5 protein-coding genes are annotated in these 3,952 nt (G+C 59.4%); all 5 read left to right on the top strand.

Annotated features, from left to right (window positions below):
* Nucleotides 1–722: NAD(P)-binding protein (locus KBT70_RS04495; protein ID WP_296629303.1), on the top strand; the 722-nt coding region annotated here is incomplete at its 5' end.
* Nucleotides 719–1,120: a hypothetical protein gene (locus tag KBT70_RS04500; RefSeq protein ID WP_151976469.1), complete on the top strand. Its 402-nt coding sequence runs from the start codon at nucleotides 719–721 to the stop codon at nucleotides 1,118–1,120. The genes KBT70_RS04495 and KBT70_RS04500, both read left to right, overlap by 4 nt.
* 95 nt (nucleotides 1,121–1,215) lie before the next feature.
* Nucleotides 1,216–2,379 carry a phosphatidylserine/phosphatidylglycerophosphate/cardiolipin synthase family protein gene (locus KBT70_RS04505; RefSeq protein WP_151976467.1) on the top strand — a complete coding sequence of 388 codons (1,164 nt, stop codon included), beginning with the start codon at nucleotides 1,216–1,218 and terminating at the stop codon, nucleotides 2,377–2,379.
* 32 nt (nucleotides 2,380–2,411) lie between these two features.
* Nucleotides 2,412–2,831: a hypothetical protein gene (locus tag KBT70_RS20720; RefSeq protein WP_199861175.1), complete on the top strand. Its 420-nt coding sequence runs from the start codon at nucleotides 2,412–2,414 to the stop codon at nucleotides 2,829–2,831.
* 98 nt (nucleotides 2,832–2,929) lie between these two features.
* A complete protein-coding gene (locus KBT70_RS04515; RefSeq protein WP_254699983.1) occupies nucleotides 2,930–3,685 on the top strand; it encodes a hypothetical protein in 756 nt (251 codons plus the stop codon).
* Nucleotides 3,686–3,952: the final 267 nt, after the last annotated feature.

Genomic DNA, 3,952 nt, shown 5'->3' on the forward strand with positions numbered 1-3,952 from the left:
ATACGATTGAAATCGTCGGGGCTGGTCCCGCAGGTCTGGTCTGTGCAATCGTTTTAGCCAAGGCCAATCGCCGGGTCGTGGTGCGAGAGTGGCACGAAGATGTCGGCCATCGGTTCCACGACGACTTTCAAGGCCTTGAAAACTGGAGCGACGCACAGAACGTTCTGGACGAACTGGCTGATGCCGGTGTTGTCGCCGATTTCGATCATCGCGGTGCAACCGAAGGCTTCGTCTTCGACAGCCATGCAAAGGCCCACAGAGTGCATGGATCGAAGCCCCTGTACTATCTTTTGCGCCGGGGCAACGCACCGGGAACGCTTTACCGGGTCTTGCTGGATCAGGCCCGCGCGGCCGGGGCCGAGGTGCGATTCAACGATCGCGTGAAAAAGACCACGACCAACATGGTCCTGGCAGGCGGACCACGGCGGGCCGATATCATCGCCGTGGGCTACGTCCTTGACACCTCTATGGCCGATGGTGCGTGGCTGGCCTTCGGGACCGAGCTTGCCCCGAAGGGCTACGCCTATCTGCTCGTGCACCGGGGGCGCGGCACGGTGGCCAGCTGCATGTTTTCAGGTTTTCGCGATCAAGCGAAATATCTCGCGGCAACCGTGGAATACTTCAAGCGTCACGCGGGCCTGGAGATGAAAACGCCGCGAGGCTTCGGCGGTTTCGGGAAAGTCCGATTGCCGCGCACGCGATGCAGGATGGAAACCCGGTGATCGGCGAACACGCGGGTTTCCAGGACGCGCTGGCGGGATTCGGGCTACGCTATGCGATGCGATCCGAGCCCCTGGCGGCCCAAAGCCTGATCAGCGGCGTCGACTACAGGAAAGCCTGGCGTGAGGCGCTGCAACCCGGCCTGCGCGGTGGTGTCGTCAATCGGTACCTGTTCAACCGGACGGGCGCCCGCGGGATCGACTACCTGATCGGAAAGCTGGGATCGACCGACACTGGCATTGCCTTGGGCGAGGCATATCGGCTTTCATTGCCCAAGCGACTGCTGCTGCCGCTCGCCCGTTTTCACTACCGCAACCCTTTGGAGGACCGCAGTTGCAGCCATGAGAACTGCGATTGTGTCGGGTGCCAGCACGGCGCCCATGAAACAGCGAACACCTGACGGATGTGCAGTCTTGCCTTTTCGCGCTGCAAGCATGGCTCCGACATCGTGACGTCGATGTTGCGACCGAACCAGTGGGGCGGTAGGCCGCGATCATGAGCACCCCGCGCGCACCTCGCGAAAACTCCCTGACGATGCCACAGGCGCGGGCAGCGATGTGTGTGCCAAATCTGGGCGAAGGGTCGGGCGCTTTCCAGCTCTTTGTCGAGGGGGATGCCCTGTTCGATGCGATGATCACGGAGATCGAGGGCGCGACCGAAGCAATCTGGATGGAATCCTACATCTTTGCCACCGACGAAGTCGGCGCGCGTTTTGTCTCCGCCCTTGCAGCCAAGGCGCGAAGCGGGGTTGACGTTCGGTTGCATCTCGACGCTTTCGGTGCTGGCCAGCGGGATTTCGACAAGTTTCGGCGGGAATTGGAACGAAGCGGTGTGCGGTTTCGCTGGTTCCGCCCCTTCGATCTCCGACACCCGCTGCGATATTTCCAACGCAATCACCGCAAGCTTCTCGTCGTGGATGGCCGGGATGCCTTCCTGGGCGGTTTCAACATTCGCCGGTTAAACTCGCGTCGGCTTCATGGTGCAAGCCGCCAGCGCGATACCCATGTGCGTGTCCAGGGGCCGTTGGCGACGCTTGCCGCAAGTCATTTCATTCGACTCTGGCGGGAGGCCCGCCCGCTTCCGGCAAACGCAATTCCCGAAGAGGCCGACGGCATCGAAGGACTGCTGGTGCCTAGCTATTCGCGCAAGTGCCAGAAAAGGCTCGCCTGTCTGCATGCGGGACTGATCGGGATGGCACAATCCTGTGTCTATTTGACGTCGCCCTATTTCAGCCCGGGCACCGTGGTCGACCGGGCGCTTCAGGATGTCGCGCGTCGCGGCGTGGACGTCCGTCTGCTGGTGCCACGCAGAAGCGATCCCCTGGTCGCCGGCTGGGCGACGCGGGCGGCATATGCGCAGCTTCTCTCGGCGGGCGTGAGGGTCTACGAGTACTTGCCACGTCAACTGCATGCCAAGACTTCCGTCGTCGATAATGGCTGGTCGATCGTCGGATCGGCAAACCTCGATTACCGAAGCCTGTTCATCAATCAGGAGCTGGTCCTCTTTGCGCATGACCGCGTTTTGGCCGGGCAGTTGCAGGCGCAGTATCTGCGAGATATTTCAGATGCCCGTGAAATCACGCTTCGGACCTGGCGTTCGCGCGGCTGGCGCGCGCGTGGTTTCGAGTTGATCGGATGGGCTGCGCGACGGCTGCTGTAATCGGCAGCGATGTGGGAAAGGACTGCGCTCAGGTGCCTGTTCTCGGTGATCGCGGCGTGCGTGACGCGTTGTTGGTGTGGATCAAAGATGGAGCAGGGCAGGGCAACGCCGTTGTGCCGAATCTGAATGCGCCCGTCGGGAAACTCGTAGGTGTCGGCGTATTTGCCAACCAGACCGCGCGTTACGTCGTTGACTTCCAGACGTATGCGCTTGTGATCGTACTTCAGGGTCAGATCCTTGCTGACATAGCGCTTGTTGCGCAGACAGAAGTCTCGGCCGCGATCGTGCTCACCGGCACTTTCGCATTCAGCATGTCTTCGATTGCGCGTCGCTCACGCAAATCCAGCTCTGTATGGGCCATGTCCGTTCTCCTTGCTTTTCAGCAAGATAGGGGATTTGTCGCAACCCAGTTTAGAATGTGCCCAGCGTACAAGTTTTTGGCGCATAATTAGATTTATGTTAAGTATTAAATCCATATTGAATACACTAAGTCTTGCAATAATATATTTTCGTATGTATATTGAATGTGTCTTGCGGAGGTTTGTTTACCATGTATTTCCCGGCCAAGAAACATGTCCTTCTCTTTGTGACCGCCTTGGCTTTTGCGCATATTTTTCTTCCCAAAAGCAGCCGAGCGCAGAGCTATCCCATCGATTGCGCAATACTCCTCTGTCTGTCCGGGGGTTGGCCAGCATCTGTCCCTTGTTCTCGAGCGCGCGCGGAGTTCATCCGCCGGATCACGCCCTGGCCGGTCGAGCCGCCACTGCAGATCTGGCGCTGCCCGATGGGTGCGACTTACGAGATCGAACCTCGGCCGCGCAGAACTGACCGGATCTTCGATGCCTTGTCCCCAAAAGATGATAGTCGGCCGCGCCAGTCCTTTCCCGCGAGCCATCATACACCTGAAGCAATGACAGGAGCGGCCGTTTGGCGCTTTGACGAAACCTCAGACGAGCTCGTCCCAGTGGATTTTGCCCTGCACCTTGTCCAAGAGCGTGCAGACGTCGACATAAGCGGCCCGGAGTTCAATTTCGTGCGCTCTATCCGAGTTTTTGACGTCCGTTTCGCGTCACAGAGACTAGCCGGAGAGAACGATCAGTGCCGACGCCATGCACTGGTCTACCTCGGCACATACAGCACGCAGGGCGAATTTTCATGGGCATTATCTGCACCGGCGGCTCTACCCGACGCTCATATCGGGCTTGAAGGCTGGGGATCGGATTGTCCGAACATCACTAATCGCTCGGTGTTCGTGGACTGGCGCGACTACGCGGGCAACTATGGGTTTGAGCAGGTGAACTACTGACCGGTTAGGCGTGCCACACATCCGGTGCAAGCGCCGCAGGCGCGAGCGATCCAAGCCAACGTCATCGGTTTCTTGCGGCACTTGCGGGCCGGGGTGATATTGAGAAGCCAGCCGTTAATTGCCTAGGTGACGGCTCTCGAAATTCCGTAAGCGTCCGGCGTCACTGCTCTGCCGCACATAGAGGGTGATTGATAGTGTCCACCACGAGATAGTGGACACTATGGTGGCGTTATGGCGCGTCGGACGAAGCGGCTTTGGACGGACGAG

Origin of the sequence: Roseovarius sp. (assembly GCF_018066915.1) — a bacterium.
Taxonomy (GTDB): Bacteria; Pseudomonadota; Alphaproteobacteria; order Rhodobacterales; family Rhodobacteraceae; genus Roseovarius.